This window comes from Pseudoalteromonas sp. P1-7a, assembly GCF_001401855.1.
Lineage (GTDB): Bacteria > Pseudomonadota > Gammaproteobacteria > Enterobacterales > Alteromonadaceae > Pseudoalteromonas.
Window position 1 is genome coordinate 55,222 of record NZ_LKDU01000002.1, and the last position, 20,107, is coordinate 75,328.

The following is a 20,107-nucleotide window of genomic DNA, read 5'->3' on the forward strand; positions in this document are numbered from 1 at the left end:
TGCAAAGCCTATTTGCTTTGCTTAAACACACCATAAAAAAAAACTTTGCTTGCGTAAAATGATATATTTGCACTAAAGTATTTCAAAAAACGAAACGTGGAGGCGGTTATGGATCATAAGCATTTAAATTACTTTTTAGCGTTAGCTAAAACGCTCCATTTTGCCCGCGCGAGTGAGCTCTGTCATATAAGCGCCCCTACATTAAGTCGAAATATTAAGCAGCTTGAAGATGAAGTGGGTGTTGCATTATTCATACGTGATAACAGAAGTGTAAAGTTAACTAAAGAAGGGGAGTCATTTATTGATTACGCCACCTCTACACTGGCTAATTGGCAGCGCTTTAAAGCGAATGTCAAAGATCCCACTCAGCATATTTACGGCAATGTGAGTATTTATTGCTCAGTCACCGCCTCGTATAGTTTTTTACACCAAATATTAGAGCAACTCCGCGCGCAGCATCAGCATATTGAAATAACGCTAAATACAGGCGATCCAGCGCTGGCAATAAACCGAGTGCTGGATGCTCATGAGTCAATGGCGATTGCTGCACGGCCTAGTAAACTCCCTGCCCAAATTGCATTTGTGAATATAGGCCACTCTCCATTAGTTCTTATAGGCCCTAAAATTCATTGTCCAATTAGTGAAAACATAGCTAAAAATGCCCCTGATATTGATTGGTCAGAATTGGAGTTTATTGTTCCAGAGCAAGGGTTTTCTAGGCAGCGATTAGAGCAATGGTGGCGAAAAAACAATGTACATGGAAAAATTTATGCGCAGGTGGCTGGGCACGAAGCAATGGTGTCTATGGTGAGTTTGGGATTGGGTGTCGCCATGGTTCCTAAAATAGTGCTAGATAATAGTCCACTGCAAGATAAGGTACACGTGCTGCCGAGCAAAAATTACCAACCAGAAGGGTTTGATATTGGTTTAGCGGTACTTAAAAAAGAGCTTAACGACCCTGCAATCAGTGCATTATGGAATATTGCGCAAACTTTAGGCGCAAATGTTATTTAATATTTTAACGGTTAATATAATTCAGTAAATAGTATGATTAACAGTTGCGTATGAGTTTACTATTACTTAACATGAAAGCTTAATAATAAAAAATAATGACGCACGAGAGTTTATAATAATTATGGATCATGCTGTATCGCTCGCTCATTCTGCTCAATGTTTAAAAAAAGCAATTCCTTTGATGGTAAAGTACCGGATGCCGGTAACGCCTATCAACTACGCAATTTGGTATTGCTATGTGCAAGGGAGTAAGCCGGCATTAAATGCTGAGCTCGATCACGTCATTGCTGAGCAACAAACATGTACTCAAAATAGGGCGAAAGAAATTTTTGATAAGCATTTAAGCGAAGATGACTTAGTGTTTTTTCAAGAGATGGCTGATCGCTTCCATGGCACTATGCAGCAAGTACAGCATGATATAAGCGTAACCCTCGATCATTCTAAAAGCTTTACCACCTCGTTGGTAGATTCTCAAAATGAGCTGGCAAGTTTAGTTAATGTAAATTCATTTAATGAGATACTTGGTTGTGTTGAGCGCTTGACAGATGAGTCAGTGGCTATGCAAGAGTATGCGCGTGAGTTCCAAACTAAGCTTGCTCTAGCTTATAACGAAATTAAAGATTTAAAGGAAGCTTTAAACCTTTCTCAAGAAGCGGCAGATACAGACCCTCTTACAGGCTTTTTTAATCGAAGAAAGTTTGATGATGATATTCAGAAGTTCTGTCAAAACTATTCAGAGCAAGCTGATGACAGCGTTTTGGCGGTACTCATCATGTTTGATATTGATCACTTTAAGCGTTTTAACGACGATTTTGGTCATCAAAAGGGCGATGAAGTACTTAAATTGGTTGCCAAAAAAGTGTCGCAAAATATCAGTGATAGCCTAAATGTTTACCGCTATGGCGGAGAGGAATTTTGTATTACCGGGTATTTTGACAGCATCAACGACATTATGGTGTTTGCTGATAAAATTCGCTTAGATATTGCCTCATTAACTATCCGTAAAAAAGACGATATAAATTCTAAACGTGCAATTTCTGCAAGTTTTGGGCTTGCAATTTTACGCCCCTTTACCAAAGGTTCGGTGCTTATTGAGCGTGCCGACCGTGCTTTGTATATTGCTAAAACCCATGGTCGTAACCGTATTGAAATAGCGCCTGATATTTAAATGTTATTTAGGTGTGTAAAATTTGTGAATGATTGTAATCAGGTGGCGCACATTTGTGCTTACCTTGCTAGTATGAGTCACTTACTTATTTTTACTCACTCAGATTAGTTTAATGCGGCTAAAACCTTTAGTTTATATTTTGTACTTTGTTGTTTGCTTCGTTTGTTTGCCCAGCCAAGCGTCACAGGCCAATAGTGAGCAAAAATATGCGCAGCAACATATTACTGTTAAGCAATGGCATGTAAATCTTAGCGCTGGCGTGGGTGTTATTACCAACCCACTGCATGGCGGCAAAAATGTCCCACTTCCTTTGATACCGCGAATTGCTTTTTATGGTGAACGTTGGTTTTTTGATAATGGCCGCCTAGGCTATACACTTAAAGAAAATCAACAACATCATTTTAATATTGTTTCAGAACTCAACGCAGAGTCTCGGTTTTTTATTGATTGGCACCCAAACAACCTCTTTGTTTTGCCCGCAACCGCAGGTGTTTCTTCATTCGCGCAAAATAATGCCCAACCTAAAAAAGTAAATATCGATAATATTGATAAACGCCATTTAGCCCTAGATGCCGGTGCGAGCTACCATTATGTGCAGCAAAGCCATGTACTATCAATACAGTTATTGCACGATGTAAGTAATGTTTATAATGGTATTCGTGGCGCCGTACAATGGCAGTACCACAGTAGAATAGGGCGTTTAAAGTTAAAACCAACACTGGGTGTTAACTACAAATCGGCTGAATTAAATAGCCACTTTTATGGTTTAAAAGCACACGAAACTTCATTAGGTAAAATTGACGTTGGTAGTAGCTGGCAACCTTATGCTAAAATCGACGCCAGTTGGCCATTGAGTGAGGCCAACAGTCTTCGTTTTCATGTAGCATATTATGACTATTCAGCTATGGATAGCAGTCCGCTTTTTGAACGTAACTATTCAATGACTGCTTTTATAGGATTCGATCATACTTTTTGATATGAAGTATTTAATGTTGATTGTGCTTACAGTTTTTCTGTTTAGCCCTCCCGTTGTAGCGCAAAATGCGTTTTTAAAGGTTTCCCCTAAAGTGTGCGTTGTGTCTAAGCAGCAAGCATTTTGCGATCTCGATTTAACGTTTGATTGGCAGCAGCCATCGCCAAGCGATGTATGTCTGTACCAACAAAGTAAACTTATTAAATGCTGGCAACAGCAGGCTATTGGTGAGTTTAAGTATAAAGCGCGTGTTCAGGTAGAGACCATATACTCCTTAATCAATCCTCATACCGGTGTGTTAATTGCTAAAACACACGTTGAAGTGCAAAGTGCTGATGCTAAAAAAAGTAGGCGCAGACTTCGCTCTCCATGGAGCTATTTTTAATTTAGGAGCAACTCATGCCAAAAATTTTACTTGTTGAAGATGACCTAGGATTACAACAATTAACAAAAGATTATCTTGAACATAATGGCTTAGAAGTAGATGTATTGAGCCGTGGTGATGAAGTATTTAGTTATCTTGAGAATAACGCTGCTGATTTAATGATTTTAGATATTATGTTGCCAGGTAAAGACGGTTTTAGCGTATGTCGTCAAGTCCGTGATAAATTTTCGTTGCCAATTTTAATGCTTACTGCAAAAGGTGAAGATTTTGACCAAGTGATTGGATTAGAACTAGGTGCAGATGATTATGTTGTAAAGCCTGCTGAGCCGCGTGTTTTACTGGCGCGTGTAAATGCTTTACTGCGTCGCGGGCAACCAGAAGTTAAAGCGGCCGAAGAGATTCAATTTGGTGATTTAGTCATTGATAAAACTAGCCGAATTGTTAAGTTAAATGAAAACGAAATAGTACTTACATCCCATGAGTTTGAGCTATTATGGTTACTTGCCTCAAATGCAGGCGAAGTGCTAAGCCGTGAACAGGTTCATCAGCATATGATTGGTCGCCAATACGATGGGCTTGACCGCACTGTTGATGTACGTGTATCACGCATTCGCAAAAAGTTAGGTGATAATAGTGATAAACCTTACCGTATAAAAACCGTGTGGGGACAAGGTTACTTGTTTGTATCTGATGCTTGGGAAAAATAATATATGAAGGTAAATAAGGAATAATGGGCAAACTATTTATAAGTTTATATGTTTATATCATTGTTTCTTTATTTATTGTTAGTGGTGTTATAGAACAAATTTGGCCTTACGAAGAGACGCAGCAGCAAGTGCTGCTAGATGATGAGTTTGGCCAAGCTCTTTGGTTATTATCGCAAACTGATGATGGATTAGATAAGCTCAAACACAGTTTTGAAAGCCATGTTATTGCCCGTAAAGATCTTATTTTACCCCTTAAGCAGCAAGCCTCATTAGATAAAAATCATTACCTGTACCTGTATGATAAAAAGCAGCGCATAGTGTGGTATGTTGAGCTTGGTGATAACAAGCTACTTCAAATTGGCCCTGTAGGCGTTTTAAAAGCACCTGAAAGCTCTGTTATCCCGTATTTAATGTTACTGGCTATTGTAGGGTTACCTGTGGGGCTTTGGAGCTTTTTACTATGGCGTGATTTTTCTAAGTTACGCCATGCGTGCGAAGCGGTAGATGGCTCGCAAGACTTTACTGTAAGTACTCCTTCTAAGTCGTTTTTCTTACCTGTTACTGATACTTTAAAAGTAATGCAGCAGCGCATAGAGCATCTTCTTAGTGCACAGCAAGAACTGACTTCCTCTGTATCCCATGAGTTTAGAACGCCACTTGCACGATTAAAATTTGGCATAGCTATGCTAGAAGAAACACTGCAATCAGAAAAAGGGCAGCATTACCTAACTAATATGCAGGCAGATATAAGCGAACTTGAGGCGCTTGTGTGTGAAATGCTTGAATATGCTCGGCTTGATTCGCAGCAACCAAGTTTAGCGACAAGCGACGTTGACTTGGCTACCTTAACAAAATCGGTCATTGATAAGCTAAATTTTGCAAGCGGCATAGAATTTAATGCGGTGTTACCACCGGCTCTAGTGTACAAGTGTGACGCACACTTTATTGCGCGTGTAATGCAAAATCTGGTGGGCAATGCGTTAAAGTACGCTGTTAGTCGTGTTGATGTGACACTCAAAGCGCAGGCTGATGCAATTTACTTTATTGTGGAAGATGACGGTGAAGGAATTTTAAAAAGCGACAGAGAAAGCGTATTTAAACCTTTTACTCGTTTAGATAAAAGCCGTGATAAAAGCACAGGGGGCTTTGGTTTAGGCTTAGCAATAGTGGCAAAAATTGTATCGTGGCATAAAGGGCACTATTCAATCACTGACTCATCGCTTGGTGGCGCTAAGTTTATAGTTACCTTACCTAATACCTACCCACAATAATACTTAATCATTTTGTGGGGGCAGATGTGTCGCTACCTACGTTAAAAAATCCTCATTTACGACTGCATGGATGCAGAAGGTAGAGCAATGTAGAAGCAATTGCCGAGAACAACTAAATAGCAAATTTTTTGCCTAGATATCAACACGTTTGTCTATCCACAAGATAGATGACTTAGTTATACGGATTGGTATAAAAGCAACTCACCTAAAAATACCAGACATAAAAAAAGCGCCTAAGGCGCTTTTTGTGGTTAAAAACCAAAATCAACAAGTAGCAAAATAATAGACCCGGCTACGCGAAAAAAGTTCTCAATTATTTTTCATTTTTTTAAGTAAAGGCATCAGCATTTGCTCAAGCCCATTTAATTTAACCTCGTACATCATCGCCAGCTGCGCCCCGAGTTTACTTTCTGGAAACCCTTGTTGTTTAAACCACACTAGGTAAGGCTCCGGCAAAAGAAGCAGTGGCCTGCCAGCATACTTCCCGAAGGGCATGATTGTATTAATGGCGAGCTTGAGTTCTGCTGTATCCATAATGAGTCAGTCATTGATAAAAAGTAGGAGGGAATACTACTGCTTTTTGGCTAAAAACGCATTAAATACTGGGTTTTAAAATGGGCGAGAAAAAATAAATAAAATAGGCTGTGACGGGCAAGAAACAGCCTATTGAATGAGGGAGTAGGCCCTCTAATTGAATAAATTTATGTTGATAAATAAATGCTTACCTTACATTAACTAGCTGGAGTCTAATTAACTGACAGAGGTGCGAAGGCGTTTATTTAAGCAACACCGGTAGTTTATCTGTTTTTCTTGTTGATAGAGAGAAGTAATGTAAAGGAATGTAAATAAAATGGTTTTTTAAACAAAAACTAATAAAAAAGCCTTATTAATAATAAGGCTTTTTTATTTTGCTTACTCTATTTTTTAGTTTTAAAGTATTATTTTTCAAATAGCTCTTGCTTAACATGCTCAGCAAAACCACTGCCTGCTTCTAGGTAAAAGTTATAGGTGGAGTTAACGCCCATTTGTTCGAGCTCTTTTTGCTGATCTGGGTAATTGGCGATAGCTGTTACTTGACCGTTATAGCCTGAGGCTTGTAATTGTTCTAATGCAAAAATATTTTGCATATGTTTTGGCATAGCTAACATCACCATTTCTACATGGGAGTGGTTAACGCGCTGCCAAAAGTCAGGGTCGGTGGCATCAGCAAGGAGTACCTTTCGATTGCGTTTAATATGTTTTTCGACCACCTCTGGTTTTATATCAATGCCCGCCACTACATTAGGGTGAGTCGCATTTATTGTTTCGTATGCACCTGTACCTATACGCCCCATACCGAATATAACGATTTTAGTGTCGTTTAAATTAACGGGTAGCTCTTCAGCTAAGCGAGTTTTGCTTTCAAACTTTAATAGCCAGCGCTCAATTTTAACGTATAACTCGTTTGAGCGTTTATTAAGTGGCGATGCAATAACAAACGTAATAGACACCGCAATAGCCATTACGGCCAGCCACTCTGAGGTGATCATACCCGTAGAAGCTGCCACAGCACACACAATAAGGCCAAACTCACTAAAATTGGCAAGGCTAAACGCAGTGAGTAACGAGGTGCGCGCTCTGAGCTTAAAGGTATTCGTAAACACATAATAAAGTAAGGTTTTAACTGGCAGCACAAGTATAAGGATTAACGCGACAATTAATGAATTAGCTGTAAGCTCTGCGTTCAAACCAATACTTAAGAAAAAACCGACGAGCAAAATATCTTTTAAATTAAGTAGTGATTTAGAAAGCTCTCCCGCCTTTTTATGTGGTGCAAACATCATCCCCATAATAAGTGCGCCTAAATCACCTTTTAAACCTGCAAAATCAAATGCGTTATAACCGGCTACCAATGCAAAGAAAAAGCCAAATAAGGGTAATAGCTCTCCATGTTTAGAGCGGTTAAGCACGGCATACATAAGCGGGCGTATTAAAGGAAGTGAGATAATTATAACAAGTGCCCACATATTAGGTACTTTGCCGGTGCTAATGGCTAAAAATATAACCGCAAAAATATCCTGCATAACTAAGATGCCAATGGCTATTTTTCCGTGCAGGCTTGCCATTTCGCCTCGCTCTTCAAGTACTTTTACGGCAAATACAGTGCTCGAGAAACTTAGTGCAAAACCAACTAATAACGCACTTTGCCAGCTTAAATCAACAAACATAGGCACAGCAAAAATACCGAGGAGTAACATAAAACCACTAAATAAAGCACTGCTAAAAATAATGTGCAGGGTTGCAGGTGCCCAAACTTGGGGCTTTATTAAGCTGTTTACTTTAAGTTTTAAACCAATACTAAATAAAAGAAGTGTTACGCCCAAGGCGGCAATGGTATCGAGTAGCTCGGTGCTTTTATAGCCAGATAAATTTAATGCAAAACCAGCAAGTAAAAAGCCAATAAGAGGGGGAAGTTTTAATTGATAAACACCAAATCCACACACAAATGCGGCGGCAAAATAGATTAGTTCCATAATTCTTAATATCACTTCATTTGGGATTGCAGTGTAGCGAAAATTTTATACCATTGAAAATAAAAATAGCCCTAAAATTGAGCGCCTTTAATCAATTACTTGTCTAGCCATGTATAAAAAATGCACATTAAGCGTGTATTTAATAGTAAATAGCATGTAAATAACATTTTTTCACTGACATTGGCTTTTAAATATGGTTAAGATGCCTTAACGAAGGAGTTTAAGCTTGAGCAACAAACTGAGCCGCTCAGCTTAAGGAGATAGATATGTTTAAAAAGATTTTAGCGTCGGTTGGTATTGGCGCTGCAAAAGTAGATACAATTTTAGAAACTGAGCATCTTCAGCCGGGGCAACTTTTTAACGCTAATATCGTTATAACTGCAGGCGATGTGGCTCAAGAAATCGCGGGTCTTGATTTGTTTTTAATGACACGCGTTAAAGTTGATGGCGAAGATGGTGAATACTTTACTAACCACGTGATTGATCAGTGGCGTATAACCGACATAGGCACTGTTGAGCCAGGCGAAGTTAAAAGTATTCCATTTGAAGCGCGCCTTCATCCAGAAACGCCAATTACCGAAATTAATGCCGGCTACAACCAATCACATGTATGGATTGAAACGGGCCTTGATATTGATTTAGCACTAGATCCAACAGATAAAGACCATTTGCATATTTACCCTAACGAAGCCGTTAAAACCTGTATGCAAGCAATGGATAAATTAGGGTTTAGTTTATTAAAAGCTGATGTTGAAAAAGGCCATTTACGCGCGCCTACTTTTCAGTCGGTATCGGGGTGTTATCAAGAGTTAGAGTATAAGCCCAATAGCCGCAGCTTATTTGGTATTCAAGAAATTGAATTATCGTTTGTGCCAGAAGCACACAAAACACATGTTCTAATCGAGTTGGATAGAGCATTTAGAGGCGATGGTTATGTTGATTTAACCATAGAGCACGACCATGTTAATTTATCGCAGTTGTGCGACCAATTAGAGCGTTTGTTTGCCTAAGTGATGCGTAGTTTAACTAAACCCAGCTTAGGCTGGGTTTTTTATTTTAGGATTTTATATGTCGTTTAAATGTGCGCATTTTGATGCGCTTGATTCGCGTACTTTATTTACGATAATGCGCGGTCGCGTTGATGTATTTGTAGTAGAGCAAACATGTCCTTACCCTGAGCTTGATGACGTAGACATTAACCTTAGTACTCAGCATTTATATGCAATTGCAGATAATAGTTTATTAGCTTATGCCCGGTGCTATGAAAAAAACGAGCAGTACAGTGCAATAGGCCGTGTACTGGTAAGTAAAAGTGAGCGAGGTAAAGGGCGGGCTACTGAGCTTGTAAATGCGGCCATAGCATGTTGTAAAAAGCAGTGGCCACAGCGTCCTATTTATATAGGTGCACAAACCTATTTATTAGCATTTTATCGCTCTTTTGGGTTTGCAGAAGTTGGGGAGCAATACCTAGAAGATGGCATCCCTCATCAAGATATGGTGTTAAATACACTAAGCTAATTTATTACGAGTAAATTTAAGCTATTAAAAAGCCCACTTAACGCGTGGGCTTTACTTAATTTAGAACTTAACCTGAACTCGGGTTAGTTAAAAATAACGTTTTAACTTAACACCGAATGTAAAAACACAGCACCAATAGCTATAGGGCACACAAACTTTGTGTATACAGGCCATATTTTCCAAAAGAGCGTGTTATGAACCTCAGGGTTACCTTGTTGTATTGCTTTTAGTAGTGAGCCACGGTACCAAATCCAGCCAACAAAAATACAACACATTAAGCCAAGTAAAGGCTGAGCGACTTTAGTTGTTAAGGTGATCACTAAACCAAATAAGCTGCCTAAGTTACATACTATGGTAATGCTCACTGCACTTATTAGCGCACCAATTAACCATGTTGCCTGCAGGCGGCTCATTGCAAAGCGCTCCACAGTATACGACACCGGCGCCTCTAACATTGAAATAGAAGAGGTAAGTGCGGCTATGCTCATTAGGGCAAAAAATGCAAAACCAATAAATAAACCTACTGAGCCCATACCATCAAATAAAGCTGGCAATACCTGAAATACTAATGTGTCTTCAGAAAGAAGTGTGCCAGTAGATGAAAAAATTTCTACGCCTTGTGCTTGTGCTACATACATGGCGGGTATAATTAAAAGGCCCGCTACAAACGCGATAAACACATCTATTAACGTTACATAAGCGCCCAGTGTAACAAGGTTTTCTTTTTGACTAATGTACGAGCCATAAATAATCATCACGCTGGTGCCTAGCGACAATGAGAAAAACGCTTGACCGAGTGCACTTACGAGTAAGTTTGCATCAAATATCGATGAGAAATCAGGTACTAAATAGGCTTTTAGCCCTTGCATAGCACCTTCTTGAGTCATAACGTAGGCAATTAGGGCAAATAAAATACCTAAAAGAGCGGGCATTAGGCGCTTAGACCATTTTTCTATGCCGTTTTCTACGCCACGGCTAATAATCGCCACGGTGAGTATAATAAATGTAACTGTAAATAAGATATTTCGTGAGAGTGACTGCTCACTTAACCACGTTGAAGCACCGTTTGCGCCAGCCAACGTAGTGATAGGCTCGACTGTAGCGCTGAGCATCCAGCCTGCCACAATAGCATAAAAACTTAAAATAAAGCCCGCACATAAAATTCCGCCAAAACCAACAATAAAAGCAAAGCGCTTTTGCCACGTGTGTGATGTTATTTTTGTTAAAGAGGATACCGCATTAGCTTGTCCGTGTCGGCCAATTATAAGCTCAGCCATAAGTGCGGGGTATGCTAAAAAAAACGCTAGTATCAAATAAGCGACTAAAAAAGCTGCACCACCATTGCTTGCTGTTTGGGTCGGAAACCCCCAAATATTACCTAGACCTACTGCAGAGCCTGCGGCGGCCATTATAAATCCAAAGCGAGAGCTAAACTCACCTCTAACTGCGCTCATATTGTTATACTTCTCTATTTTTTGACGGCGCTGACAATCTACTGGAATTGCAAATAAATAAAAAGCACTTATTTACCCAATTGTGACAATAATTATCGTCTGATGTGTCTGTCGCGCGATGCATTTAATTAATGTTATCAACAGGTTTAGAATAAGGAGTTGATTTTGTGTAATAAATTTTAGGGCCTGTTTACCTTTCGAGGTTAAATTTGCAGCAGTCTGTTTGGTGTTTAGGCAAGGCAGAGCCTATGTAGTGTGGTTGTTCCCCATAAATAGGCGATAACGACGTATAAATGCCAAACAGGCTCTGCCCTAAGGGTTCTGCCTAGGGGCTATTTACTCTTTGTTACTCGGTTTTTACGTAGCCCACTAGGTTACAAACCTCGCGCCGCGATTAAACAGCCCCTAGATAGAACAAATTATAACCCTAAAAGGCCAACTAGCCCTAAATACAGTTGTGTAAATATTTTTTTACGTATCGTGGTGCTGACCAATTTTAAGGGTAAAACAGGCCCCGTTAAGTCGCGTACTTTTACTAACACTTACACTGCCGTGATGCCAATCTGCCACTTTAGCAACGATTGCTAAGCCTAAACCATAACTTTTATCAGCACGGTTACGGTGGCTCTCTTCTCTAAAAAATGGGCTAAAAACGTTATTAAAGTTCTCTGGTGCAATGCCTGGTCCATCATCTTCAACCGTAATATATAAATAATGCTCATCACGTTTTGCACTGACATAAATAGTGTCTTTTGCAAAGTCGCAGGCATTGCCAATTAAATTACTAATAGCCCGAGCAAGCCAATGTAAATCAGCAAAAACTATATCGTCACTGCTATTTAATTGTACTTTGAGGTGGCTGGTTTCAATTTTTGGCGAAAGCTGGGTGAGTAAGTCCTCAAGATAGTGCGATAAATGAGTTTGCGAGTAGGTAAGTTGATTGGCATTTTGCTCAAGTGTTGCAAAGGCTAAATAGCTTTTAAGCATCGACTCCATATGGTCAAGGTCGTTTTCCATACGCCCAAGGTACTGCTGAATTTTAGGCAAGTCTTCCGTCTCTAAAGCGGCATCTAAGCCAAAGCGTAAACAAGCGATAGGGGTTCTGATATCGTGCGATAAGCTCGATGCCATTAACTTATTCTCCGCCACGAGCTTTTCTATTTGGCTCGCCATGCGGTTAAATGTAAGTTCAACGTCTCTTATATAGGTAAAGTGTGAGACCTTTATTCTCGCTTGCACATCACCTGCGGCAAATTTTTTAGCCGCTTCGTTTAACACTGTTAAGCGTTTGGCAAGTGGGGCAATAATAAAGCCCATAAAAACGCATAGCCCTGCATAAAACAGCAAAGTAAGTATTATATCGTTGCGTTGTTCTGCCTCAACCCCTTTATCTAGACGCATAGAAAGATGATAAGGCGACAACACTTCACTGCTGTAGAGCATATAAAAACCTTGTTGGTCTTCTAAAATAAGCCCGCTTTGGGCATGCATCTGTAGTATTAAGGGCGGGGTTAATGCAAGAGATTCATTACTTTTATAATCGAGTTTTACATTAAAGTCGCTTGCCAGTTGCTTTACATAAGCTGCGCGTTCAGAGGTAGCTACATTAGCTAAATGCTTACTAAAGCCGTTGATCATTTGGCTTTGTACGCTAAATTCATCATGGGGTGTTTGTGTTTGTTGGCTAAATGCATCAATTAGCCAGCCCAATACAACAATAGATAGTAGCGCACTACCGAGTAGTGAAATGTAAAATTTTTTCATTTAAAGCGCCACGGTCACTCTTCCCACGCAGTGGCAACAAGTAAATAACCACGCCCCCAAATTGTTTTTATTTTTTCTGGGTTTTGAGGGTCATCATGAAACTTTTTGCGAAGCGCGGAGATTAATACATCCACACTTCTATCAAGTCCATCATACTCACGGCCTTTCGTTGCTTTAAACACTGCATCCCTTGAAACCACTTGGCCTGCATTATTTGCTAAATAGTGTAGTAACAGGTACTCAGCACTGGAAATAGTAATATCTTGCTTGTTAAATGTTACACTGCGAGATTGAGTATCGATACTGAGTTCGCCGACTTTTATCACACTGTCATTGGGCACTTTAGTTGGTTCACTGCTCAGGCGCAGCGCTGCTTTAATACGGGCTAATAATGCGCGAGGGCGCACCGGTTTCATGATGTAATCACTTGCCCCTACTTCTAAGCCAATAACTTCATCCATTTCATCATCGCGGGCGGTCAACATAATAATGGGGGCAGTGTAAAAACTACGTAGCTCTCTGCACACACTTATACCGTCTTGGCCTGGCAGCATAATGTCGAGTAGCACAATGTTAGGGTTTAAGTTTTTTACCTGGCTTATAACTTCATCACCGCGGTGGCAAACATGGGTCGTATAGCCTTGTTCGGTTAAGTACTCTGCCACCCATTGAGCTAGAGAGGTGTCATCTTCGACTAATAAAATAGTGCCGTAATTATCCATAAAGCTTCCTTAGTAGATTAGAATAGGCGCCAACGGCGTTTTTTTTGTCTATTTTGATAAACCCACTGAAGTTTAACTTCAGTGGTGGCAATAATTTGGGCTGTATTACTATCAAACAGTTCAAAAGAAATGCTTTGCTGGGAGTCAAATGTATATTCAAATACGCCTTGTTGTTGTTTTAACCAACATTGCATAATATATTTTGATGTTGCGTCTCGTAAGCAGTAGTTTCCAATAGTCGGCTGTTGCCAACTAAGTGTAATATCAGCATAGCAATTGCGGCCCTCACGCAGTGCTACACAGGTGTCTGGAAGCGCGGTTAAAGGGGCTGTTTTATCTGTCGTTTTTGCAGATGAAATAGCAGGGAAGATCAATAATAAACAGATCCATTTAAAATACATAACGCAGGCCTACCTTGGCTTTATGCTGATACCCTTGTGAAATAATAGGGCTATCGTCTATTTCTTTTGAAAACCACGTTGTTAACCAGCCAGACAAAAATACCCAATCTTGAGATATAGGGTACTCAGCATGAAATTCAAACATAATGCTGGTGCTGCCATTCGGGGTGTAAATAGGGCGATTAGCGGTGGTTTCGTCGGCGTCTATACCAAAATAATAGTTTGTAAAACTGCCCGAGTAAGCGCTTATACCCACCCCTGATCTAAACTCCCAATTACGCCATGGCAAAATGTGGCTAAAAAAGGTGTTTAATACCCAACCGTTATGTGTACCTGTAATGTCATGTAAAAACTCAAACGAAATTTGCGAGTTTTCAAAGCGGCGCGTTAATCTAAGTCCGGCATCAAAATCGTAATTACGCGATTTTATACCCGCAAGCTCTTCTATGACACCGTGGTTGTAAAAACCTAAGCCTTTTTCGTCAAATCCGGCTTGTGTATTAGTGCCCAATATATCTAGGCCCCAATCAAATTTATCTATAAGGCTGTAACCGACGACTAAACCGCCGCTTAACTGGTTATGATCAAAGTCGAGGTAAAAGTTTTCGTAGGAAATAGCCAGGCTTAAATCGAGTTCAATACCATCGTCGTATGAGTCAAGGCCAATTAGGTAAGAGTCTTCTACATAATAACCAGCCCCAGCGCTCCAATCCCACGCAAAACCTTGGGTAGGCTCTAGCGTGTTATCAGCATAGTATCGATTGCTTGCCTGGCTTTGAAAGCTCAAAAAACTGGCGCAAAGCAATACGCTATTAATTAAAGTATGCTGTAAGAAAGCGATTTTCATCCCTGGGGACCTAATTATTATGTGTTATTAAACGTAGTATATTAGTAAGTGAATCCTTGAATCTGTAAAAAAATGTAGTTTTTTACGTTATTGCACTTTTATTTTGTCAATTAAAATACTGCTTAAGTAATATTGCATCATAGGTGTTAAGGCGCTCACTTCGGTACGCGTACATGGACCTTGTAATTTAGTTAAGCTGCTTAATTTAGTAATGGTTTTAAAAGGCGGTACAGTTACTTCTTTACCTGCGCGCGCTATACGGGCTTGCTCGGTATTTTGCTGATGTACAAATGTTGCGACTTCTAACTCATTAGTAATTTTTTGCTCTTGGGCAAAGCTAAACAATAAAGGCTCACGGTGGAAGCTTGCGCTGTCTATTGATGATTTTGCAAACCATACCACATCGCCTGAAGCACGGTGCGTAATGCGCATACTTACTTGCGCGAGTATGGTGGCGCATTGCTGAGTAGGGTATTGCTGCGCTACTTTTGCAAATAAAGGGTAAGGGTTTTCAGGCTGGGTTAACGCATATTTGGTATCGTCAGTAAATGCTAGGTCTAACTGATGAATAGCGAGCGTGTAATCACTGCTTTTATTATTAGTCACCTCTAAGCCTTTATCGTTTAAGGCTTGTGTTATTTGTTTTAATAGTGTGTCTGTTACGCTTGCTTTATCTGTTGTAATACGCACTGTTTGGCCGCGTGTTACTTTGTGCGCCGGTAACTGTACAGACTTAACTTTTGGCGATGCGTGCTCTGTTTTATACTCAAGCTGGTAAGTTTCGCTCTTTAATGTTGGCTTTAAAGGTAAAGCCAAAGGCTCGGCCGGCTGTTTGGTAATTGCACAACCTGCTGATAATAATATAAAAAGTGATACAACTATAAAACGCATAACTACTTAACATCCACTTAAAAAGCCAATAATCGCAACATTGTACGTTAGTCCCACTAAAACTTCATGATATTATGCTCATAGATGTAGTTAAAAAAGAATAAATTTGTAACGAATGAAGTATCTCACTAATTTTATGTATGTTTGGGTCGCTATTTGTCTATCTCTTCCGCTTAAGGCAATAGCTAAAGCAGACTCAAACTGGGATGGATTCGTAAAACAGTATGGACGCTACGCAGAAAAAAAACTTAACAGTAAAGGTATACCTGGCGCTGCGCTCTCTATAGTGAGTATTGGTAACGCTGATTATATTCACACCATGGGCCGCACTAAGGCAGGAAGTGGTACTCAGGTTAATCGCCACACCCGCTTTAGGTTGGCTTCGGTGTCAAAAACCTTTGCTGGGTCCTTAACTGCGAAGCTTGCAAGTGAAGGGGTAATCGATTTATTTAAACCGGTAAGCGAGTATATACCTGCCTTTAAAGACACTGTTTATAAAGACAATTTAAAAGTGTTTCACTTATTAAGCCACTCCAGCGGTTTGGTCCCTAATGCATATGACAATTTAATCGAATCAAGAATGAGTTACCCCGATATTGTCGAAAAGCTATTAACAGTAAAGCCCATTTGCGAACCCGGCCAATGCTATGGGTATCAGAATGTGATGTTTAGTTTAATTGATGATGTAATTTATCGCAGTACCAATAAAAAATATGACCAGTGGCTGGAAGAGGGGATTTTTACACCATTAAAAATGAACGACACCAGCTTAGGCTACGATGCAATGGTGCAGGATAAAAATTATGCGTTGCCGCACGTTAGAGGAAAAAAACGTTGGTACACAGCCAAGCTGAAAAAAAACTATTATAAAGTTGGCCCAGCTGCGGGCGTAAATGCAAGCGCAACCGATATGGCAAAATGGTTAAAAGCGCAATTAGGGCAAAACCTAGATGTACTTTCTTTAGAAGCACTTGCTACACAAGCACGCCCTTTTACACTTACAAAAAAAGAACGTTATAGACGCGTATGGAAAAGGAAATTAGAACAAGCTTATTATGGTTTAGGCTGGCGTATTTATAACTATAACGATGAAACGCTGTACTATCATAGTGGTTGGGTGCAAGGTTATCGTAGTGATTTGGTTGTTATACCGCATTTAAATGTGGGGTTTAGCTTGATTGTAAACGCGGAAACCGGCGTTATAAATGAATTAACCACTGAATTTTTAGACCGTTTATTAAAATACAAACGCACTAAATAAAACAGGCCTTAAATTGCTTAAACAGAGCCGTACTTTTAAATTTATTTTTTAAAAGTAAAAAGTATAATTAAGCACCTATAATAAAAAAACCAGCTTAATGCTGGTTTTTTTATAAAAAGCTCACTGCACAATTAACTTATGCACGTGGTAATTGAATCTTTTTTTCTGCACTTTGACGATACAATACAACAGTGTGACCTATTGTTTGTAGCTTAGTAGCGCCGGTTTCACGAACAATTGCATCAAAAATAAGTGCTTTTGTTTCACGATCGTCAGTAGGTACTTTTACTTTAATCAATTCGTGAATCTCTAATGCACTTTGAATTTCAACGACTACGCCCTCGGTTAAACCGTTAGAACCTAGTAAAACTACAGGCTTAAGGGTATGCGCCTGGCCTTTTAAAAACTGCTTTTGTTTGTTTGATAATGTCATGTTTATACAAATTTTGCTGAATATGGCTTGAATTAAGGGTATTCTAACGCCATCTAAAGAATATTACTAATTAGTTGCGTGTTAATTTATGACAAATAAAAAACATTCAGCCAGTTCAAAGCGATGGCTGAAAGAACATTTTGATGATCAATATGTTCAGCAAGCGCAAAAAAAAGGCTGGCGTTCTCGAGCTGTTTTCAAATTAGATGAGATCCAAAATAAAGATAAACTGCTTCGCCCTGGTATGACCGTTGTTGATTTAGGTGCTGCACCTGGCAGCTGGTCACAATACTTAGCCGAGAAAGTATCTGATAAAGGTCAGGTTGTTGCGTGTGACATATTACCCATGGACTCACTTGCGGGGGTCGACTTTTTACAAGGCGATTTTCGTGAAGAAGCCGTACTCGATGCATTGTTAAAACGCATTGATGGTAAAAATGTTGATGTGGTACTCTCTGACATGGCACCAAATATGAGTGGGAATAACTCGGTAGATCAAGCGGGTAGCATGTATTTGGTAGAATTAGCACTTGATATGTGTCATCAAGTATTAAAGAAAAACGGTGCATTTGTTGTTAAAGTGTTTCAAGGTGAAGGCTTTGATCAATACTTGCAAGACGTTCGTAATAGTTTTAAAGCAGTGAAAATACGCAAACCTGATGCCTCACGTGCCCGTTCTCGGGAAGTATATATAGTAGCGACCGGCTACAAACTGTAGTACAGTTGCTTGGCGTTTAGTTGAATTTAAATTAATTGGATACAAGAGGTTAACCCCTTGAGCGATATGGCGAAAAATCTAATACTCTGGCTGGTTATTGCAGTTGTGCTAATGTCAGTATTTCAGAGCTTTAATGGTGGCGATCAAGTTGATCGTCAAACAAGTTACACTCAATTTGTAAAAGACGTGCGTAGCGGCTCTTTACAAGAAGTTATTATTGACCGTGGAACGGGTAATATAACCGGTACTAAAAGCAGTGGTGAGCGTTTTCAAACCACCATGCCAATGTACGATGAAGACTTAATTAATGATTTACTTAAAAATGATGTAAATGTGAAAGGCGTTCAGCCTGAAGAACAATCGTTTTTAGCAAGTATTTTTATTTCTTGGTTCCCAATGTTGCTGCTTATAGGGGTGTGGATATTCTTCATGCGTCAAATGCAAGGCGGTGGCGGTAAAGGCGCAATGTCGTTTGGTAAAAGCAAAGCTCGCCTGATGAGCGAAGACCAAGTTAAAACAACTTTTGCTGATGTAGCAGGGTGCGATGAAGCAAAAGACGACGTAACAGAGTTAGTAGACTTTTTACGTGACCCTTCTAAGTTCCAAAAACTTGGTGGTAGTATTCCTAAGGGGGTACTAATGGTAGGTCCTCCTGGTACGGGTAAAACATTACTTGCTAAAGCCGTAGCCGGTGAAGCAAAAGTACCGTTTTTCACTATTTCAGGTTCTGACTTTGTTGAAATGTTTGTTGGTGTTGGTGCATCGCGTGTACGTGACATGTTTGAACAAGCTAAAAAGGCTGCACCTTGTATTATCTTTATAGATGAGATTGATGCTGTAGGGCGTAAGCGTGGCGCTGGCATGGGCGGTGGACACGACGAACGTGAACAAACACTAAACCAAATGCTAGTCGAAATGGATGGTTTTGAAGGTAACGAAGGTATTATCGTTATAGCGGCAACTAACCGCCCTGACGTACTAGACCCTGCATTACTTCGTCCTGGTCGTTTTGACCGTCAAGTAGTGGTTGGCTTACCTGATATTCGTGGCCGTGAGCAAATCCTTAAAGTACATATGCGTAAAGTGCCATTAGGCGATAACGTAGAAGCGGCAGTTATTGCACGTGGTACACCTGGTTTCTCTGGTGCTGATTTAGCAAACCTTGTAAACGAAGCTGCACTTTATGCCGCACGTGGTAATAAGCGTGTTGTAAGTATGGCTGAATTCGATGCTGCTAAAGACAAAATCATGATGGGTGCAGAGCGCAAGACCATGGTGATGAGTGAGCAAGAGAAAGAAATGACGGCTTACCATGAAGCAGGGCATGCTATTGTTGGCCGTATGGTGCCAGAGCACGACCCAGTTTATAAAGTGTCGATTATTCCACGTGGCCGTGCCCTTGGTGTAACCATGTACTTACCTGAACAGGACCGTGTTAGCCATTCTAAAGAGCTTTTAGAGTCAATGATTTCTAGCCTTTACGGTGGCCGAATTGCTGAAGCACTTATTTATGGCGAAGACAAAGTAACCACGGGTGCGAGTAATGACATTGAGCGTGCAACAGATATTGCACGCAAAATGGTAACGCAGTGGGGCTTGAGTGAAAAACTAGGTCCGTTACTGTACGCTGAAGATCAAAACGAGATGTACATGGGCGGCGGCGGTGGTCGCGCAATGAGCATGTCTGATGAAACAGCTAAAGTCATTGATGCTGAAGTACGCTTATTCTCTGATCGCAATTATCAAAGAGCAGAAGATATATTAAAAGAAAATATTGATATTCTTCATGCGATGAAAGATGCATTAATGAAATACGAAACAATTGATGCTAAACAAATTGATGATTTAATGGCGCGTCAGCCTGTGCGTGAACCACGAGATGCACATGATCGTTTAGACGATAAGCCAACTAAAACAGTTGCACCTCAAGAAAAGCCGGTTGATGAAAGCCAAAAACCGGATGATTCATCGAAAAAAGATGAAACAAACCTTGATGATAAAGCTGAATAATCGTTAAAATAATGTTTTAAAAGCCCCGTACTTCGGGGCTTTTTTGTATCAAATAAC

Annotated in this window: 20 protein-coding genes; 11 read left to right on the forward strand and 9 right to left on the reverse strand. The window is 40.0% G+C overall.

Annotation, left to right across the window (positions count from 1 at the left end; translation table 11 throughout):
• The first annotated feature begins 108 nt into the window (after window positions 1-108).
• The 6 genes from ilvY to AN389_RS02370 all read left to right on the forward strand — a co-directional run bounded on the left by ilvY (window position 109) and on the right by AN389_RS02370 (window position 5,518).
• Window positions 109-1,014 (forward strand): HTH-type transcriptional activator IlvY, encoded by a 906-nt coding sequence (ilvY, locus tag AN389_RS02345; protein WP_055014073.1) that lies wholly within the window; start codon window positions 109-111, stop codon window positions 1,012-1,014.
• 121 nt (window positions 1,015-1,135) lie between these two features.
• Window positions 1,136-2,182 (forward strand): GGDEF domain-containing protein, encoded by a 1,047-nt coding sequence (locus tag AN389_RS02350; protein ID WP_171037626.1) that lies wholly within the window; start codon window positions 1,136-1,138, stop codon window positions 2,180-2,182.
• A gap of 112 nt (window positions 2,183-2,294) precedes the next feature.
• A complete protein-coding gene (locus tag AN389_RS02355) occupies window positions 2,295-3,158 on the forward strand; it encodes a MipA/OmpV family protein (protein ID WP_082430531.1) in 864 nt (287 codons plus the stop codon).
• 1 nt (window position 3,159) lies between these two features.
• Window positions 3,160-3,540, forward strand: a complete 381-nt coding sequence (locus tag AN389_RS02360) for a DUF3019 domain-containing protein (protein WP_171042066.1) — start codon at window positions 3,160-3,162, stop codon at window positions 3,538-3,540.
• A 14-nt stretch (window positions 3,541-3,554) separates the two neighbouring features.
• Window positions 3,555-4,247, forward strand: a complete 693-nt coding sequence (locus AN389_RS02365; protein WP_055014070.1) for a response regulator transcription factor — start codon at window positions 3,555-3,557, stop codon at window positions 4,245-4,247.
• 23 nt (window positions 4,248-4,270) lie between these two features.
• Window positions 4,271-5,518, forward strand: coding sequence for an ATP-binding protein (locus AN389_RS02370; RefSeq protein ID WP_055014069.1), 1,248 nt, complete (start codon window positions 4,271-4,273; stop codon window positions 5,516-5,518).
• Window positions 5,519-5,827: 309 nt separating this feature from the next.
• On the opposite strand, the gene AN389_RS02375 is transcribed toward AN389_RS02370, so the two are convergent.
• The gene (locus AN389_RS02375) at window positions 5,828-6,052 is read right to left on the reverse strand and encodes a DUF3820 family protein (RefSeq protein WP_055017164.1); all 225 of its coding nucleotides are present in this window, start codon (window positions 6,050-6,052) and stop codon (window positions 5,828-5,830) included.
• A 404-nt stretch (window positions 6,053-6,456) separates the two neighbouring features.
• The gene (locus AN389_RS02380) at window positions 6,457-8,031 is read right to left on the reverse strand and encodes a cation:proton antiporter family protein (protein ID WP_055014067.1); all 1,575 of its coding nucleotides are present in this window, start codon (window positions 8,029-8,031) and stop codon (window positions 6,457-6,459) included.
• 266 nt (window positions 8,032-8,297) lie between these two features.
• Between AN389_RS02380 and AN389_RS02385 the strand changes: the two genes are divergently transcribed.
• Both AN389_RS02385 and AN389_RS02390 read left to right on the forward strand, forming a co-directional pair.
• Complete coding sequence (locus tag AN389_RS02385; protein ID WP_055014066.1) at window positions 8,298-9,041, forward strand: sporulation protein; 744 nt, start codon at window positions 8,298-8,300, stop codon at window positions 9,039-9,041.
• A 58-nt stretch (window positions 9,042-9,099) separates the two neighbouring features.
• Window positions 9,100-9,549, forward strand: coding sequence for a GNAT family N-acetyltransferase (locus tag AN389_RS02390; protein ID WP_055017165.1), 450 nt, complete (start codon window positions 9,100-9,102; stop codon window positions 9,547-9,549).
• 101 nt (window positions 9,550-9,650) lie between these two features.
• Here the strand turns inward: AN389_RS02390 and AN389_RS02395 are convergent, their stop codons facing one another.
• The 6 genes from AN389_RS02395 to AN389_RS02420 form a co-directional block, all read right to left on the reverse strand.
• A complete protein-coding gene (locus AN389_RS02395) occupies window positions 9,651-11,003 on the reverse strand; it encodes a sodium-dependent transporter (protein WP_055014064.1) in 1,353 nt (450 codons plus the stop codon).
• Between the two features lie 471 nt (window positions 11,004-11,474).
• Entirely contained in the window at window positions 11,475-12,767 is a 1,293-nt protein-coding gene (locus AN389_RS02400) for a HAMP domain-containing sensor histidine kinase (protein ID WP_055014063.1), read from the reverse strand.
• A 14-nt stretch (window positions 12,768-12,781) separates the two neighbouring features.
• Window positions 12,782-13,489, reverse strand: a complete 708-nt coding sequence (locus AN389_RS02405; RefSeq protein ID WP_055014062.1) for a response regulator transcription factor — start codon at window positions 13,487-13,489, stop codon at window positions 12,782-12,784.
• Between the two features lie 17 nt (window positions 13,490-13,506).
• On the reverse strand, window positions 13,507-13,890 hold the full coding sequence (locus AN389_RS02410) for a DUF3019 domain-containing protein (protein WP_055014061.1): 384 nt from the start codon (window positions 13,888-13,890) through the stop codon (window positions 13,507-13,509).
• On the reverse strand, window positions 13,880-14,737 hold the full coding sequence (locus AN389_RS02415) for a MipA/OmpV family protein (protein WP_055014060.1): 858 nt from the start codon (window positions 14,735-14,737) through the stop codon (window positions 13,880-13,882). The genes AN389_RS02410 and AN389_RS02415 overlap by 11 nt, the downstream gene beginning before the upstream one ends.
• Window positions 14,738-14,824: 87 nt before the next feature.
• A complete protein-coding gene (locus tag AN389_RS02420; RefSeq protein WP_055014059.1) occupies window positions 14,825-15,628 on the reverse strand; it encodes a hypothetical protein in 804 nt (267 codons plus the stop codon).
• Window positions 15,629-15,743: 115 nt separating this feature from the next.
• On the opposite strand from AN389_RS02420, the gene AN389_RS02425 reads away from it, so the two are divergent.
• Window positions 15,744-16,889 (forward strand): serine hydrolase, encoded by a 1,146-nt coding sequence (locus AN389_RS02425; RefSeq protein ID WP_055014058.1) that lies wholly within the window; start codon window positions 15,744-15,746, stop codon window positions 16,887-16,889.
• A gap of 136 nt (window positions 16,890-17,025) precedes the next feature.
• Here the strand turns inward: AN389_RS02425 and yhbY are convergent, their stop codons facing one another.
• On the reverse strand, window positions 17,026-17,322 hold the full coding sequence (gene yhbY / locus AN389_RS02430) for a ribosome assembly RNA-binding protein YhbY (protein ID WP_055019192.1): 297 nt from the start codon (window positions 17,320-17,322) through the stop codon (window positions 17,026-17,028).
• An 88-nt stretch (window positions 17,323-17,410) separates the two neighbouring features.
• Between yhbY and rlmE the strand changes: the two genes are divergently transcribed.
• Together rlmE and ftsH are read left to right on the forward strand one after the other, a co-directional pair.
• Entirely contained in the window at window positions 17,411-18,040 is a 630-nt protein-coding gene (gene rlmE / locus AN389_RS02435; RefSeq protein WP_004587345.1) for a 23S rRNA (uridine(2552)-2'-O)-methyltransferase RlmE, read from the forward strand.
• A gap of 66 nt (window positions 18,041-18,106) precedes the next feature.
• Window positions 18,107-20,050: an ATP-dependent zinc metalloprotease FtsH gene (gene ftsH / locus AN389_RS02440; RefSeq protein ID WP_004587344.1), complete on the forward strand. Its 1,944-nt coding sequence runs from the start codon at window positions 18,107-18,109 to the stop codon at window positions 20,048-20,050.
• The last annotated feature ends 57 nt before the right edge of the window (window positions 20,051-20,107 follow it).